Annotated in this window: 12 protein-coding genes; 9 read left to right on the top strand and 3 right to left on the bottom strand. The window is 58.9% G+C overall.

Annotation, left to right across the window (positions count from 1 at the left end; all coding sequences use genetic code 11):
* Positions 1-32: 32 nt before the first annotated feature.
* The 4 genes from QP978_RS01015 to QP978_RS01000 all read left to right on the top strand — a co-directional run bounded on the left by QP978_RS01015 (position 33) and on the right by QP978_RS01000 (position 4,566).
* Positions 33-458 (top strand): DUF6802 family protein, encoded by a 426-nt coding sequence (locus QP978_RS01015; protein WP_070856171.1) that lies wholly within the window; start codon positions 33-35, stop codon positions 456-458.
* Positions 459-756: 298 nt separating this feature from the next.
* Positions 757-2,592, top strand: a complete 1,836-nt coding sequence (locus QP978_RS01010; protein WP_069359740.1) for a phosphoenolpyruvate carboxykinase (GTP) — start codon at positions 757-759, stop codon at positions 2,590-2,592.
* A gap of 112 nt (positions 2,593-2,704) precedes the next feature.
* Positions 2,705-3,178, top strand: coding sequence for an Rrf2 family transcriptional regulator (locus tag QP978_RS01005; RefSeq protein ID WP_070549952.1), 474 nt, complete (start codon positions 2,705-2,707; stop codon positions 3,176-3,178).
* A gap of 191 nt (positions 3,179-3,369) precedes the next feature.
* On the top strand, positions 3,370-4,566 hold the full coding sequence (locus QP978_RS01000; protein WP_070856169.1) for a globin domain-containing protein: 1,197 nt from the start codon (positions 3,370-3,372) through the stop codon (positions 4,564-4,566).
* Between the two features lie 115 nt (positions 4,567-4,681).
* Here QP978_RS01000 and QP978_RS00995 read toward each other — a convergent pair whose 3' ends face one another.
* Positions 4,682-5,788, bottom strand: a complete 1,107-nt coding sequence (locus QP978_RS00995) for an NAD(P)H-dependent flavin oxidoreductase (RefSeq protein WP_070546523.1) — start codon at positions 5,786-5,788, stop codon at positions 4,682-4,684.
* Positions 5,789-5,899: 111 nt separating this feature from the next.
* Positions 5,900-7,639: a choline dehydrogenase gene (gene betA / locus QP978_RS00990; RefSeq protein ID WP_284856741.1), complete on the bottom strand. Its 1,740-nt coding sequence runs from the start codon at positions 7,637-7,639 to the stop codon at positions 5,900-5,902.
* A 348-nt stretch (positions 7,640-7,987) separates the two neighbouring features.
* On the opposite strand from betA, the gene betT reads away from it, so the two are divergent.
* The 3 genes from betT to QP978_RS00975 all read left to right on the top strand — a co-directional run bounded on the left by betT (position 7,988) and on the right by QP978_RS00975 (position 12,648).
* Positions 7,988-10,168, top strand: a complete 2,181-nt coding sequence (gene betT / locus QP978_RS00985) for a choline BCCT transporter BetT (RefSeq protein WP_284856740.1) — start codon at positions 7,988-7,990, stop codon at positions 10,166-10,168.
* The gene (locus QP978_RS00980; RefSeq protein ID WP_049171791.1) at positions 10,169-11,737 is read left to right on the top strand and encodes an aldehyde dehydrogenase family protein; all 1,569 of its coding nucleotides are present in this window, start codon (positions 10,169-10,171) and stop codon (positions 11,735-11,737) included.
* A 143-nt stretch (positions 11,738-11,880) separates the two neighbouring features.
* Positions 11,881-12,648: a CDP-alcohol phosphatidyltransferase family protein gene (locus QP978_RS00975; protein ID WP_284856739.1), complete on the top strand. Its 768-nt coding sequence runs from the start codon at positions 11,881-11,883 to the stop codon at positions 12,646-12,648.
* Here QP978_RS00975 and QP978_RS00970 read toward each other — a convergent pair.
* Positions 12,645-13,664: a hypothetical protein gene (locus tag QP978_RS00970; RefSeq protein WP_284856738.1), complete on the bottom strand. Its 1,020-nt coding sequence runs from the start codon at positions 13,662-13,664 to the stop codon at positions 12,645-12,647. The two genes, QP978_RS00975 and QP978_RS00970, sit on opposite strands and share 4 nt — an antisense overlap.
* Positions 13,665-13,868: 204 nt before the next feature.
* Here QP978_RS00970 and QP978_RS00965 point away from each other — a divergent pair, with 204 nt between their 5' ends.
* Entirely contained in the window at positions 13,869-15,353 is a 1,485-nt protein-coding gene (locus QP978_RS00965; protein ID WP_284856737.1) for a YeeE/YedE thiosulfate transporter family protein, read from the top strand.
* Between the two features lie 76 nt (positions 15,354-15,429).
* Positions 15,430-16,101, top strand: a complete 672-nt coding sequence (locus QP978_RS00960; RefSeq protein WP_083296871.1) for a YdhK family protein — start codon at positions 15,430-15,432, stop codon at positions 16,099-16,101.
* Positions 16,102-16,120 lie beyond the last annotated feature (19 nt).

The raw sequence follows: 16,120 nt of genomic DNA, 5'->3' as shown, positions 1-16,120 counted from the left end.
GTGACAGCGAAGAGAAATAGGGGGATATCACGATGGATGAGTTTTCTTTACTGCAGTACTTTTCCGATCAACCCGCGTCCGATGGCGGGGTGGAGGCGCGTTCGCCCGCTACGCCGTGTGGTTTGGAGGCAGCGACACCGATTGATGGGCAGTCGGCGGACGTTGGTGGCGCCGGGCTGGTTGTGGAGGTCGATGGGCAGCTCTACGACCTCGGCGACGACGAGGGGTCAATTACGCTTGCCGACGATTCCGGGTTGTCAATCTATTCAGATCTGGACGGTGACGGCACGGTGGATCACGTTACGACGGTCCGTTTTGACGGCACTTGGGAGTCTTGGAGCAGTGATGATGTGAGGGCTGCTGACGCGATGGGCGAAGCAGCAGTGGAACCGGCATCAGCCGCGGGGAAGTGGGATGCGTACTCATGGGAGCAATCCGCTCGGGGCAGCTGGGACTAACGACTTTGGGAACGCTGCGCACGGGGGTACCCGTGTCTCGGTTGCTTACAAATGGGGGTAACTGCACCCAAAGGGTTAATGGTTGTAAGTTTATGTGGTGAGGCTGGCCTTATTCACTGGTTATGGCCGTAAATGAACAGGTCGCAAGAATGGGGCGAGGAAAATTATTTGTTGTAAAGCTGTGATGTAACGGCTTGCAAATGCGGGAACGAGCAGATTGTCGATGTGGGGACCGGAAACTTTCGGTATCCCCCGGTAGCCTTAAATTAAGACGCGAATCAATGAGTCAGGAGAACTGATGTCCGCACCTTCTATTCCTGGTCTCGAGGGCCAGGCCCCGACCGAGAACGCCGAACTGCTGCGCTGGATTGCTGAGGTCGTAGAACTGACCCAGCCAGACAAGGTTGTCTTTGCTGATGGCTCGGAAGAAGAGTGGAACCGCCTTACCCAGGACCTGGTTGATAAGGGAACTCTTATCAAGCTGAATGAGGAAAAGCGCCCGAACTCTTTCCTTGCCCGCTCTAACCCGAAGGACGTTGCTCGTGTGGAGTCCCGCACGTTCATCGCTTCTGAAAAGGAAGAGGACGCTGGCCCGACCAACAACTGGGCGGATCCGGTCGAGCTGAAGAAGGAAATGACCGAGCACTACCGCGGTTCCATGAAGGGCCGCACCATGTTCGTCGTTCCGTTCTGCATGGGTCCGATCACCGACCCGGAGCCGAAGCTGGGTGTTCAGCTGACCGACTCGGAATACGTGGTTCTCTCTATGCGAATCATGACCCGCATGGGTCAGGATGCCCTGGACAAGATTGGCCCGGACGGAGACTTCGTCCACGCTCTGCACTCCGTTGGCGCTCCGCTGGAGGAGGGCCAGGAGGACGTTGCATGGCCGTGCAACGATGAGAAGTACATCACCCAGTTCCCGGAGACCAAGGAGATTTGGTCCTACGGTTCCGGCTACGGCGGAAACGCCATCCTGGCCAAGAAGTGCTACGCACTGCGTATCGCTTCGGTCATGGCCAAGGAAGAGGGCTGGATGGCTGAGCACATGCTCATCCTGAAGCTCACTAATCCGGAGGGCAAGGCCTACCACATCGCCGCTGCATTCCCGTCTGCATGTGGTAAGACCAACCTGGCTATGCTGACTCCGACCATCGAGGGCTGGAAGGCCGAGGTCGTCGGCGACGACATTGCATGGCTGAAGTTCGGTGAGGACGGTCGCCTGTACGCTGTTAACCCGGAGAACGGCTTCTTCGGTGTTGCGCCGGGCACCAACTACTCCTCCAACCCGAACGCCATGAAGACCATGGAGGCCGGTAACACCCTGTTCACCAACGTCGCACTGACCGACGATGGTGACGTCTGGTGGGAAGGCATGGAAGGCAAGCCGGATCACCTCATTGACTGGAAGGGCAATGACTGGACTCCGGATTCCGACGAGCTGTCCTCGCACCCGAACTCCCGTTACTGCACCCCGATTTCGCAGTGCCCGGTCGCCGCACCGGAGTACGACGACCCGCAGGGTGTCCCGATCGACGCCATCCTGTTCGGTGGCCGCCGCCCGGACACTGTGCCGCTGGTAACCCAGGCACTGTCCTGGAACCACGCAACCTTCATCGGTGCAACCCTGGCTTCCGGCCAGACCGCTGCTTCCGCTGAGGCCAAGGTCGGCTCCCTGCGTCACGACCCGATGGCAATGCTGCCGTTCATTGGCTACAACGTCGGTGACTACCTGCAGCACTGGATCGACATGGGCGCCAAGGGCGGCGACAAGATGCCAGAGGTCTTCCTGGTCAACTGGTTCCGCCGTGGCGAAGACGGCCGCTTCCTGTGGCCGGGCTTCGGTGACAACTCTCGCGTTCTCAAGTGGATCATCGACCGCATTGAGGGCCGTGTTGGCGCCAAGGAGACCGTTGTTGGTCACACCGCTAAGGCAGAGGACCTGGACCTGACTGGCCTGGACATCGACTTTGAAGATGTCAAGGAAGCCCTGAAGGCACCGGCTGCTAAGTGGCAGGGTGACCTGCCGGACAACGAGGAGTGGCTGAAGTTCCTCGGCGACCGCGTTCCGCAGGAAGTCTGGGACGAGTTCGAGGCTCTGAAGGCTCGTATCGAGAAGAGCCTGCAGGACTAAGATCTTGCTAGCTAGCCTTGCTAAAAGCTAGAACATAGAACCACCCCCTTGTTGCCCGAAGTGGCTGGCAAGGGGGTGGTTTGTGCAGTACAACGATGAAGGGTGACACGCAATGCAATTAACGCTTTTCTCTGATTTGAGCCTGCGTGTCATCACTTTGATGGCGATGGGGGAGCCGGGGCGCAAGTACACCGCTGCCGAGGTGGCGGAGTCTCTCAATGCGTCTCGCGCGCATGTTTCCAAGGTTGTCTCACGACTTGTGGAGCTCGGCTTCTTGGAGGCGGTCAAGGGGCGCAATGGTGGCATCTATCTGCGCGAGTCGGCTACGGAAAAATCCGTCGGCAAGCTGCTGCGCACTTTGGAAAACAACGAGGTCGTCGATTGTGTCGGCACTGACTGCCCATTACTGCCGACGTGCCTGTTGCGTGGCAAGTTAGCGGCTGCGCAGGAGGCGTTCTTTGCCGCACTGGATCCAGTGTTGATTGCTGATCTCATTCCGCCCAAATCGGCTAATGGTGTGGATGCCAATCGCCCCGAGGGAGGCGGTCCGCAGGGGAGTACCCAGCTCAATATTCGTCCGGTTTAGGTGCAGAGCTGAAGGCCTGACCGCGGGTTGAAAAAGCTAAAAATGGTGCTGTCGAAGTTTTCTGGTGAAGTTTTCGACATTGCCATTTGTGCAGTTCAAGACGGGTAAAACTCAACCGCATAGAGTAGTTAGGGACACCATTGGGTGATAATACGCAAACGGAATGCGCAATATGGTGTTATTGTGAAGTCATGCCAAACCTGAATGTCAACAAGAACGGCCTGACCCCAGAGCAGGCTGAAGTCATCACCCAAACCCTGCCCGTTGTCGGTGCCAACATCGAGAAAATCACGCCGAACTTCTATAACCGGATGTTCGCTGCTCACCCGGAGCTCATTGCCGATACCTTCAACCGCGGCAACCAGAAGCAGGGTGCTCAGCAGAAGGCGCTGGCGGCATCCGTCGCTACCTTCGCAGCTACCCTGGTCGACCCAGATGCTCCCGCCCCGGAAGAACTGCTTTCCCGCATCGGCCACAAGCACATCTCCGTTGGTATCAAGCCGGAGCAGTACCCAATCGTACACAAGCACCTCTTCGATGCCATCGAGGAAATCCTCACCCCAGAGGTCTTTCAGGGAGCTGTCCGCGATGCGTGGGATGCCGTCTACCTGGAGATGGAGCGTGTTCTCATCAACTTCGAGAAGGGGCTCTATGACGACCTCGGTGTCGAAGCAGGCGATGTCTTCCGCGCCGCTCACGTCGTCTCCCGTGAAGAGCGCGGTGATGACGTCGCAGTGTTCTCCGTCAAGCTTGACGACGAAACCCCCGTTTCCTACCTCCCAGGACAGTACATCTCTGTGCGCCAGACCATGCCGGACGGCGCCGGCCAGCTACGGCAATACTCTCTGGTCGGCGGCGAGGAAGGTGTTCTGACCTTCGCGGTTCGTCGTGTCGATGCCTCCGAGGACCTGCCGGCTGGCGAAGTTTCCACACAGCTGTGGGAAAAGGTGCAGCCGGGCGATGCCATCGAAATTTCTCTGCCTGCAGGTGACCTGGTGTTGGATACAAAGTCCGATGACCCGGTAGTGCTCATTTCCGCAGGTATTGGCGCCACCCCCATGATCGGCATGCTGGATGCCCTGGTGGCCGCCGACTCTAAGCGTGATGTTGTCGTCCTCCACGCGGACCGCGCCGAGAACACCGACGCACTGCGCGCAGAACGCAATAACGCAGTCTCTGCACTGGTCAATGCCCGCCAGCAGGTGTGGTACGAGCCGGATCTGATGGATTTGACCGATGTTGACCTGCCGGAGGGGGCGCAGTTCTACCTCTGCGGTGGCAATGGCTTCTTGCAGGCCGTGCGTGATCAGCTTGCCAAGCGTGGCGTCAATCGCAATAACATTCACTTCGAGCTGTTCAGCCCGAACGATTGGCTGCTCGACGCCTAACGCCACAACTGCGCCGTCGGCATAAAATCCATCGTCACAAATAAAGCCAAATGACCAGCCGCGATATATGCCCGTGGCTGGTCATTGTGCTGTTTGTAGCTTCGGTGGCTTCGTATTACTCGGCTGAGCAGGAAAGCTCCGCAACAACCTCGCCCGCAGTTTGGTTCTCGCACTGAGAAAAAGCAATACCCGCCCATAAGTTGAGATATTCAGGGTCACCGGCCTGATTCGCGGCACCACGGATTGGCGTGGTCAAGTAGTGCAGTTGCGGGTAAAGCTCCGGCGCGACCCTAGAAAACTCCCGGGTAAACGTGTTCTCGATGGCACGCGCTGGCTTGCCGGAAAAAGCATGAGTCAAAACGGTGTCACGCCCCACCAAATCACGCAGTGCCCGTCGGTGCGTCTCCTTCGTACCCGCCTCCGCGGTGGTGAGGAACCGTGTGCCAACTTGCACAGCCACCGCGCCGGCTTCCATAAGCTTGACGACGTCCTCTCGGTTACCCACCCCACCAGCGGCGATGATAGGTACATCGGTCACTGCGCATGCTTCGGTGACTGCTTGGGCAAGCTCTTCTACAGAGGCCCCAATGCTGTCGGACGAATCCTTCCCCTCCACAAATGCGCGGTGCCCACCCGCAGCTAGTCCTTGCAGGACAATGCGATCAGCGCCAGCTGCAGCCGCCGCTCGTACGCCCTCAATTGAGGTCGCATTGAGCACCACGCTGCGGCCAGATTCCTTTACCTGAGCAATGACCTCGTTATCTGGGTAGCCAAAGGTAAAGGAGACGAACTTCAGGGCATCGGGATTGGGCAGAAAGTCATCAGCGAGAATTGCCTCGACTTTCGCCGAGAAGTAGTCATCTGACCAGGTCGGAGTGTCAGGCAAATCGATGTCGAAGTGGGCAGCAGCCGGCGCCAGACGATTACGAAAAGCGGTCCACTGAGCAAGTTCCTCCTCTGAGGTTCCGACACCGGCGTCAGCCGTGTTGGGGCAGAAGAGGTTGATGCCGAAACCTTTGCCGTCGTCAAGCAGTGTGCACGTCTGCTGTGCCTGTTCAGTGAGCTTTTCGACAGTGAGATAGCCGGCGGCAAGGGTGCCAACCCCGCCAGCATTGGAAACGGCAGCGACGAGTTCGGGCGTGGATGGGCCACCGGCCATCGGCGCCAAAATGATTGATGAGCGTCGGAGGTTTTCGAGTGTCTGCGAGGTTGTACTGCTCATAGGGGCGAGAGTAACACTAAGGCCGGATTCCCCCGCGTGGGAGAACCCGGCCGGTGCCGACGTACGGCGTTGCGCAATAGGCGCCGCGCTACCGCCTCAAGAGCTCAAGAACTACTTGTTGCTCTCCGGCGGATCCAGCGGCATACCCTGGCCAGCGCGGTAGAACGGAATGTCCTGCGGTGCCAGCGGGGTCTTGCCGGCGATGAGGTCAGCGGCCTTTTCGGCAATCATCATGGTCGGTGCGTAGATATTGCCGTTGGTGATGCCCGGCATGACCGAAGCGTCAACCACGTAGAGGCCCTCGGTGCCGTGGACCTGCATGGTCTCCGGATCGACCACGGCCATCTCGTCGGAGGCCGGGCCCATCTTGCAGGTGCAGGATGGGTGCAGTGCGGTCTCGGCATCCTTGCGGACCCACTCGAGGATTTCCTCGTCGGTCTGCACATCTGCACCCGGGGAAATCTCGCCGTCGGTGTACTCCTTCATTGCCGGAGTGTCCAGCAGCTTACGGGAGACCTTCACAGCCTCGACCCATTCACGGCGGTCCTGATCAGTGGACAGGTAGTTGAACAGGATCGACGGCTTGACCTTGATGTCCGAGGAGGTGATGTGGACATGGCCACGGGCATCCGAGTACATCGGACCAACGTGGAACTGGAAACCGTGCGGGCTATCGATCTTCGTGCCGTCGTAACGCATGGCCAGCGGCAGGAAGTGGAACATCAGGTTCGGGTAGGGCTCGTTGTCGTTGGAGCGCGCGAAACCGCCACCCTCGAAGTGCGACGTTGCCACCGGGCCCTTGTGGGTGAGCAGCCACCACAGGCCAATGAACGGCCAACGCCACTTTTCCAGGTACGGCTGTGAAGACACCGGCTGGGTGGCGTTGTACTGAATGTAGACCTCCAGGTGGTCCTGCAGGTTTTCGCCGACACCAGGCAGGTGCTTGACGACGTTCACTCCAGCAGCATTCAAGACCTTCTCATCGCCAATGCCGGAGACCTCGAGCAGCTGCGGAGAGTTGAAAGCGCCACCGCAGAGGATGACCTTGTCTGCTCGCACCTGACGTGTGCGACCCTTCCAGGTGTACTCGATGCCGACGGCCTTGGTGCCCTCGAAGAGGATGCGGGTGGCTTCTGCGCGGGTGCGGAGCTCCAGATTTGGACGCTGCAGGGCTGGGTGCAGGTATGCGCGGGCAGCGGAGAGGCGACGGCCCTTGTCGATGTTCGCGTCGAAGGGACCGAAGCCCTCCTGGCGGTAGCCGTTGACGTCCGGGGTGTAGTTGTAGCCGGCCTGCTGGACAGACTTGAAGAAGGCCTTGAACAGCGGAGAATCGGCCGGACCGCGCTTCATGCGCAGTGGACCGTCGTGGCCACGGCGCGGGTCGTCCTTGTCGGAGCCGAGCGCATTTTCCATGCGCTTGAAGTACGGCAGAACGTGGTTCCAGCCCCAGTTCTCCAGCCCCTTGGTGTCGCCCCACTTGTCGTAGTCCATGGGGTTACCGCGCTGGTAAATTTGGCCGTTGATGGAGGAGGAGCCGCCGACGACCTTGCCGCGGGCGTGGTAGATGCGGCGACCGTTCATCTCCGGTTCCGGCTCGGATTCGTACTTCCAGTCGTAGTACTTGTTACCGATTGGGAAGGAGAACGCCGAAGGCATGTGAATGTAGAGATCCCAGAGGGAGTCCATGCGGCCGGCCTCGAGTACGAGCACCTGCTGAGTGTGGTCTGCGGACAGCCGGTTAGCCAGCACAGAGCCGGCAGAGCCCGCGCCAACGATGACGACGTCGCGGTGTTCGACTGTGGTGTTGCCATTCTTTTTACCGAAGTTGAAGACAGCCGGGAAAGCTCCCATGTTCTGGTGTACCTCCGTAGGTTGTTTGCCGATGCATATCGGAATGGTTTTCAAGGACTGTGATAAGCCCCGATAAGCCCCAAGTAATATTTAAAGGCGGGCCCTATATATTGATATTGGAATAAGTGGCCGGAGGCGTATCTCAAATCCCCTTCACCTATATAGAATGCCACACAATTGGTATTCAATTCCAGTTGGAATGATTTTAAACGTCTTGAAAACTGGGTAAATATGCAGGTGAAGGTGTTGATGTTGGTATTGGAGAATTCTTCTGAATCGATTCTTAAACTTGAGGGATTATTCAAACTAGGTATGCTGGGTTAGTTCCCGAATCTGAAGGATTTTCCTATGTCTGATACTCCGCCAACTGAGAAGGTAACGGAGGAAAAATCTGGATCGTCGCAAGAAATGCAGCGATCGCAGTCGGTCCCTCCACAACAAGCGCAAGCGAGTGTGACCTCTGAGCCTGAGGTCAACTGGCCTGTATTTATTATTTCAGGCGTTGGTATTCTCGCCATTGCCCTGTGGGCTATTTTTGCCCCGGACAATGCAGCGGACACCCTAGCGGGCATTGTCGCCTGGGTATCGAAGAACTTCGGTTGGTTCTATATCGTGACCGCGACGGTGGCAGTGCTCTTCATGCTCTACATCGCCATCTCGCGAACGGGGCAGATTAAGCTCGGCCCCGATCACGCCAAACCTCAGTTCGGCCTGTTTTCTTGGGCCTCTATGCTCTTTGCCGCAGGTATCGGCATTGACCTGCTCTTCTTCTCGGTAGCAGAGCCGGTGGCACAGTACTATGGCCCGCCGACCGGAGATGCGGAGACCATCGAAGCCGCGCGTCAGGCAGTGGTGTTCACGCTCTTCCACTATGGTGTGACCGGTTGGGCGCTCTACGCGCTGATGGGCATGGCATTCGGCTACTTCGCTTACCGCTTGAACATGCCACTGACCATTCGCTCGGCGCTCTACCCAATCATTGGCAAGCGCATCCACGGCCCCGCTGGTGAAGCGGTCGAAATCGCAGCGATGCTCGGTACCGTTTTCGGTGTCGCAACTTCGCTGGGTATCGGCGTCGTCCAGCTGAATTACGGCCTGCGCGTGCTGTTCGGGGTGGATGAGAGTACGTCCTGGCAGATCGCTCTAATCGTCGTGGCTGTATCGGTGGCTATCGCCTCCGCGGTTTCCGGTGTTGACAAGGGGATTCGCCGTCTCTCGGAGCTCAACGTTGGCCTGGCCATCTGCTTGATGCTCTACATCCTGGTTACCGGCCGCACCGCGTTCCTGTTTGACGCACTGGTGATGAACGTCGGTGAGTACGTCTCGAAGTTCCCGTCCATGACTATGGATACCTACGCGTTCTCCGGAGCGCAGGAATGGTTGAACTCCTGGACCCTGTTCTTCTGGGCTTGGTGGGTGGCCTGGGCACCGTTCGTCGGTTTGTTCCTGGCTCGCATTTCCCGTGGCCGTAGTCTGCGTCAGTTTGTCGTCGGCACGCTGACCATTCCATTCCTCTTCGTTCTGATGTGGGTATCGGTGTTCGGTAACTCGGCTCTGGACCTGGTTATCGGTGGCGATTCGGAGTTTGGGCAGACTGCATTGGATTACCCGGAGCGCGCCTTCTACCTTCTGCTAGAGCAGTACCCGGCACCGATGTTGGTGGCGGCAGTCGCCTCCCTGATCGGTCTGCTGCTCTACATCACCTCGGCTGACTCGGCAGCACTGGTGATGAGTAACTTCACTTCGAAGATCACCGACACACAGCAGGACGGTAAGAAGTGGACCCGTATTTTCTGGGCTGTCGTGGTCGGTGTGCTGACCATCGCGATGCTCTACGTCGGTGGTATTCCGACACTGCAGTCCGCGACGATTGTGATGGGCCTGCCGTTCGCCTTTGTCATCTATCTGGTGATGTATGGCCTCTTTAAGTCGCTGCGACTGGAGCTGCTGCAACAGGATTCGACACGTCGAGCCCTCCATGGGGCGATGTCGGGCCGCGCCGTAGATGGCGAACAGGGCGACTGGCGTAAGCGACTTGCCCGCTCCATGTCCTTCCCGGGCAAGAAGCCAGTCATGCGCTACCTCGACCGAGTGGTACAGCCCGCGCTTGAACAGGTGGCAGAAGCTATCAGGGACCGTGGCGGCGAAGTGACGCTGCACCGTGAACCTGCTGAAGAAGTTGGCATCGACCAGATTGACCTGCAGGTCGGTTTCGGCGAGGAGATGAGCTTCCGCTACCAGGTCTATCCGGTTGAACACTTGACGCCGTCTTTCGCTGGCCTGGTACACCTGGACAGTGATGCTGATATTTACTACTACCGTCTCGAGGTCTTCACGCTTACCGGCTCGCTCGGCTACGACGTCTATGGCTACACCCAAGAGCAGCTGATTTCCGACGTCCTCGACCTCTACGAACGGCACTTGGAGTTCCTGCATATGCAGTCTGATCTCCCGGGCACCTCAGATCTGTCCGATAATGCCGAACCTGTCCGCGAATGGTCTGATGACTACGCCAAGGAGGATTCCTAAATGACCTTTAAGCCTTCCACTACTGATAAGGCTCTCGCAACCGAGACCGCCAAATCTCACGAAGGGGCCGCCACGCTGTTTATCAACGGCACCTGGTCCGCTGCAGCCGCTGGCAATACTCGCACCATCGAGTGCCCGGCCGACGGCTCTTTCATCGCCGAGGTCGCAGAAGCAGACGCAACCGACACCGAGCGCGCCATCGCCGCCGCCGACGCTGCTTTCCGACGTACCGGAGAAGGTTCCTGGGCATCCTGGAGCACAGCTGAGCGCAGCAAGTTGGTACTCGATATCGGAGCTGCCATCAGGCAGCGCAAGGACGAATTTGCCTGGGCAGAGGCTATGGATACCGGCAAGCGCCTGCCTGAGGCGGCAGCCGATATGGATGACATCATTGCCTGCTTTGAGTACTTCGGGAAGCTCGCGGGCAATGATGCCGGTCGTCTCGTGGATGCGGATGACCCGTCCGTCGTCGCGCGTATTGTGCGTGAACCTGTTGGTGTCTGTGGCCTGATTACGCCGTGGAACTACCCACTGCTGCAGACCGCATGGAAGGTTGCACCGGCGCTGGCCACGGGCAATACCTTTGTGCTCAAGCCGGCGGAGCTGACTCCGCACACAGCAATTCTGCTCATGCACGTCATCGATGATCTGGGTGTTCCGGCAGGCGTTGCCAACCTCATTACCGGAGCCGGTGCCGAAGCGGGCGCACCGCTGTCCTCGCATCCGAAGGTGGACATGGTCTCCTTCACTGGCGGTCTTGTCACTGGCAAGATTATTGCTGGTGAAGCGGCTAAGTCTGTGAAGAAGGTCGCGCTTGAGCTCGGCGGCAAGAACCCGAACATCATCTTCGCCGACGCCGATTACGAAGCCGCTTTGGACAATGCCCTCAATGCTGCGTTCCTGCACTCCGGTCAGGTGTGCTCGGCGGGCGCTCGCTTGATTGTGGAGGAGTCCATCGCCGAGAAGTTTGTCGACGATCTGGTCGAGCGCGCCGGACACATCCAGCTCGGCGGTCCGCTCGACGAGAAGGCCGAGACCGGTGCGCTGATTTCGAAGCAGCACCTGGATAAGGTCGCGGCATACGTCGATCGAGCTCGTGAGCAGGGCGCTCGTGTGCGCGTAGGCGGCGAGATCGCCACGGGCACCACCGCCGATGGTTCCGCCTCGCTTGCCGACGGCTACTTCTACCTCCCAACCGTGATTGACCAGGTCACCCGCGATATGGACTGCGTCCACGACGAAGCCTTTGGCCCGGTAGTGACGGTGGAGACCTTCACCACGGTTGACGAGGCCATCGAGATCGGCAACGACACCGAATACGGCCTGGCCGGTGCGGTGTGGTCATCCAACCGCGAGGTGTCTGAGCGCGTTTCCCGCGAGCTGCGTCACGGTACCGTCTGGATCAACGACTTTGGCCCCTACCTGCCACAGGCCGAGTGGGGTGGCTTTGGTCAGTCCGGTATTGGCCGCGAGCTGGGCCCGACCGGCCTGGAGGAGTACACCGAAGCCAAGCTGGTCTACGAGAACACAGCACCGGCTGTTACCGGTTGGTTCGAGGATCGTCGTTAAATAACTCGGAACAAGCCCGAGTAAAAATACGGGAAAACGACCCATCGGCCGTTATACTCACCGATTGAAAAAAATCGACTCTGCGCACAACTGCGATAAAGGTTTGCAGTTGTGCGCATTTTGTTCTCTAAAGGACATCTGCCGTGAACGCTTCTACTAGCTCTGACATTGCCAGTTCTGCTGCTCCCCAGACCTTCACGCGGAGGCAGCATGCTATCGCCTGGGCGGTTCACGGGTTCACGCTGACCGGTTTGGTGTGGGCAACGCTGGCGGTAGTGGCGCTTCTCGACGGCAAGCCGGAATGGATGTGGCTCTGGCTGGGTATCGCGCTTGTCGTCGACGGTGTCGATGGCAACATGGCGCGTAAGCACCACATCAAGGAAGTCGTGCCCTGGTTTAACGGTGCGGTGGTGGACAATATTGTCGACTACCTCACGTGGACGGCCATTCCCGCAGCGTTCATGGTTATGTACCTGCCGCTGGGGCCACGTCCGCTGGCGATTTTCCTGGCCATCGTAGTGTTGGTCTCCTCGATGTTCTGCTATGCCAACGAAGCCGCCAAGTCCGGCGACTACTACTTCGTTGGTTTCCCCGCCGCGTGGAATATCGTGGCGGTCTTGCTGTGGGTATGGAACGCGCCGATGGCGGTGTGTATCTCTGCCATTTTTATCTTCAGCGCAATGACGTTGGTGCCGCTGCACTACACGCATCCATTCCGCGTGGAACGCGGCCGGATTGCCAACATTGCCGCAACGTTCATCTGGATTGTCTCGACCGGCATGCTTATCGCAAGTGAGACGATGGCAGCGTCGTTAAGCAAGGCGTCTATCCACGGGCTTGTGGCTGTCAACGTTGCCGCCGGTGCCTGGCTGATTATTGGCGGCGTGCGGCGCTCGCTTAGCGGTCGCTAGCGGCAGTTGGTGGGTGGTTGGCGCAGGATTGCGGAGATGGCGCGGTCGCGCAGCCAGCGGACGTATTCGACGGCGCAGGCTGCAACAATTAACGCAATGACAAAGATGGTGACCCACATCGGATAATCGCGCCCATTGGCCCAGAAGTAGACGTAAGGCGAGACGAAAGTCACTAGGGTGATCAGGAGCCCCAGCATTCTTCGGCCGAATGAGCGGCCGGTGATCATCTCGACAATTCCCCAGGTGTAGGGGATAGCGGTAATGATGTCGATGCTCCACAGCACCCAGACATTGCCGTGGAATCCGGGGACGAAAACCACAGGTAGCGCGCGGAGCGAAGAGTAGACCATCACCACCAGGTAGGCCAACACTTTCGGGTTGTAGAGCAGGCGCCACACGGGGTTGCGCTCGATGAGTTTGGTCCCGACTTTGCGTAGTGCATGCAGATCCTTTTGCTGCATGACCAGCGTATTTGTTCCCTCCAGCAGGTAAGCGAGCAGTTTTTGCTGCACGCGACTGCCGTGTGCCCAGGCCTGTACCAGCTCGCTTGGCGAGATAGCGATGGGCACCAGTGGTTCTCCGCGCTGCTTCAGTGCAGTTGGAAGCTCGAGGGTACTGTCATCGAGCTTATCGACGGCCAGTTCCGGGCCCACCACATGAACGATGTCGCCGCCGAGGATGTTTTGTACCTTGTCCACATCACTTTCGGGCAGCGAGCTGAACCAGAGTAGCTGCCGGGAGGAAATTGCCATCCGCAAGGCGGTGCCCAGAGCTTCTGCCGCGTCATCGATGGCGTAAAAGTCCTGCGTGTTGGTGTGGGCGAGTGAACGCAAGCTGTCGATTGTCACGACATTTTTGGCATTGAGCTCGCTGAGGCGGGCCACGCCGGAAATATCGATGACCGCCTGAGGGTCAAGGGCGAAAGCATGGGTAAAAGGAAGGTCGAGTATCGAGCGCATCGCAAGGAGCCGCTGGTGTCGCTGGTGTCCAACCAGGGCTGAATTCTGTGCGCTCATAGTGTTTTAGCTTGCCACAACTTGCGCTTCTCACCAGCAACTATACGGTTCGGTCTGTCTATTGGCAGGTGTTCTACCCTGTGAAAACTTCATTAAGTTGGACTTTTTTCGCTGTGTAGAGTAGCTTCTAATCCACTAATAGACAGGTCTGTTCATTATGGCTTTGATGGCGGACTGGCTCATAAATTTAGGAGAAACACTCTCATGCTCATCTCAGGACTAGCGCTGGGCGCCGTGCTCGGCTTTGTTATGCAGCGAGGACGTTTCTGCGTCACCGGTTTCCTGCGCGATATCTTCACTCAGCGCAGCTGGCGCGGCTTCGTCGCCTTGCTGATTGTTATTTCCGTCCACGCCATCGGCCTGGCCGCACTGACCAGCGCCGGCGTGATTACTCCCGAATACAACGAACTGGCACCGGTGGCCGTTATCGTCGGTGGCGTTATCTTCGGGCTGGGTATCGTCCTGGCCGGTGGCTGTGCCTCGGGTACCTGGTACCGCTCCGGTGAGGGCCTGATCGGCTCTTGGATCGCACTGGTCTTTTACGCCCTATCCGCTGCTGCTATGAAGACCGGCTTCCTGGGCGGCCTGCAGAATTCCCTGAAGGACCGCACCGTCGGCCTGACCAGTATTCATGCCTCTCTCGGTATTAGCATTTGGCCACTGGTCATCGCGCTGAGCGCCGTCACGGCATACTTCGCCGTCCGCTTCCTGCGCGAAGAGTTCTCCGGCCCGCGCCCGGTAACTCTGGCACCGCGTAAGTCCGGTCTCGCGCACATCCTGGCTGAGAAGCCCTGGCACGTGTACGCCACCGCCGCCATCGTCGGTGTACTGGGCGTGATTGCATGGCCACTGTCCGCAGCTACCGGCCGCAACGATGGCCTCGGCATCACCACTCCGTCCTCCAACCTCGCCAACTACGTTGTTACTGGTGACACCGAGCGTTTCGACTGGGGCGTCCTCCTCGTCCTCGGCATCCTCGTCGGCTCCTTCATCGCGGCCAAGGCCTCCGGTGAATTCCGCCTCCGCGTCCCGGACGCCACCCAGGGTGCACGCTCGGTCGTCGGCGGCATCTTCATGGGTGTCGGCGCTGCGTGGGCCGGCGGCTGCACCGTCGGTAACGGCATGGTTCAGACCTCGCTGTTCAGCTACCAGGGTTGGCTCGCACTGGCGTCCATCGCCGCAGGTGTCGCTATCGCCGCAAAGCTCTGGCTGAAGCCGTCCGCACCTTCGCTTAACGACGTCCCGAGCACCCCTTCCACCACCAACGACACAGCGGTATCGGCAACTGCTCCGGTCACTTCGGCTGCTACTTCGCCTGTGTCCCTGCCGGGTAGCGAAGGTGCCGGTGTCGCTGGCACCGAGGCCTCCCCGCTGGCGGGTGCCTTTACTGTCGCGCCGGTAGCGTTGCTCGACCGGAGCGTCGTCAAGCAGGAAGACGGCAAGCTCAAGCCACTGGGCGATGGGCGTTACGAGCTCGACACCGTCGGCGCGGTGTGCCCCTTCCCGCTGATCGAGGCCAAGGACGCGATCAACAAGATTGAGGTCGGCGAGGAGCTGGTGATCCCATTCGACTGCACCCAGGCCACGGATGCGATTCCGCGCTGGGCTGCGAAGGATGGCCACGAGGTCACCAACTTTGAGCAGACCGGTGAAGCTGGCTGGACGATTTCCGTCCGCCGCGGGAAGTAAGGCATGGTGACGGCGGGGGAGCGTTGTTAGGGTGAGGGCATAGATTGATTGACATCAACAACAAAGGAGCTCAACCATGGCAAAGAATATTCGACCACTAGATGCTCTCGTAGTCGCGGGTGCCGCCAGCGTCCTTGTGCTGGCCGGTTGCTCCTCCGATGATTCGGCTAGTACTGAGGCAAGCAGCACTGTTAGCGAGACCAGCTCTTCCGTGTCGGCCACCAGCACTGAGGGCCATGACGACATGGATGATATGGACGATGCCGATGAGCATGGCGGTCATGGTGACCATGGTGATGACGCGATGGCCGGCCATGACCATCCGGCCGATGGTGGTCCGGCTCCAGAGGGAATGATTGCGGCGGACAACGCGAAGTTCCCGGTCGGCAGTGAAGTGCAGGTTCTCGCCGATCACATGCCGGGCATGAAGGGTGCAGAAGGCAAGGTTGTTGGTGTTTTCAACACCACTACCTACTCCGTTTCCTACACCCCGACCGATGGCAGTGAGCCGGTGAAGGACCACCGCTGGGTCGTTCATGAGGAGCTGGAGAACCCAGGCGAAGCACCGCTTGCCGACGGCTCCGAGATCACCATCAACGCCGAGCATATGGCGGGCATGAAGGGGGCCAAGGGCACTGTTGACTACTCCACCCAGGAGCCGGTGTACATGGTCGACATTGACGATGATGGTATGACCATGAAGAACCACAAGTGGGTTACTGAAAGCGAGCTTGCTCCGGAGGACTAGCAGGCTGTCTGGACGGTCT

This window comes from Corynebacterium sp. MSK035 (genome assembly GCF_030232615.1).
Taxonomy (GTDB): Bacteria; Actinomycetota; Actinomycetes; order Mycobacteriales; family Mycobacteriaceae; genus Corynebacterium; species Corynebacterium jeikeium_D.
Note: the sequence above shows the minus strand (reverse complement) of the source record. Positions and strands in the feature narration are given on the sequence as shown.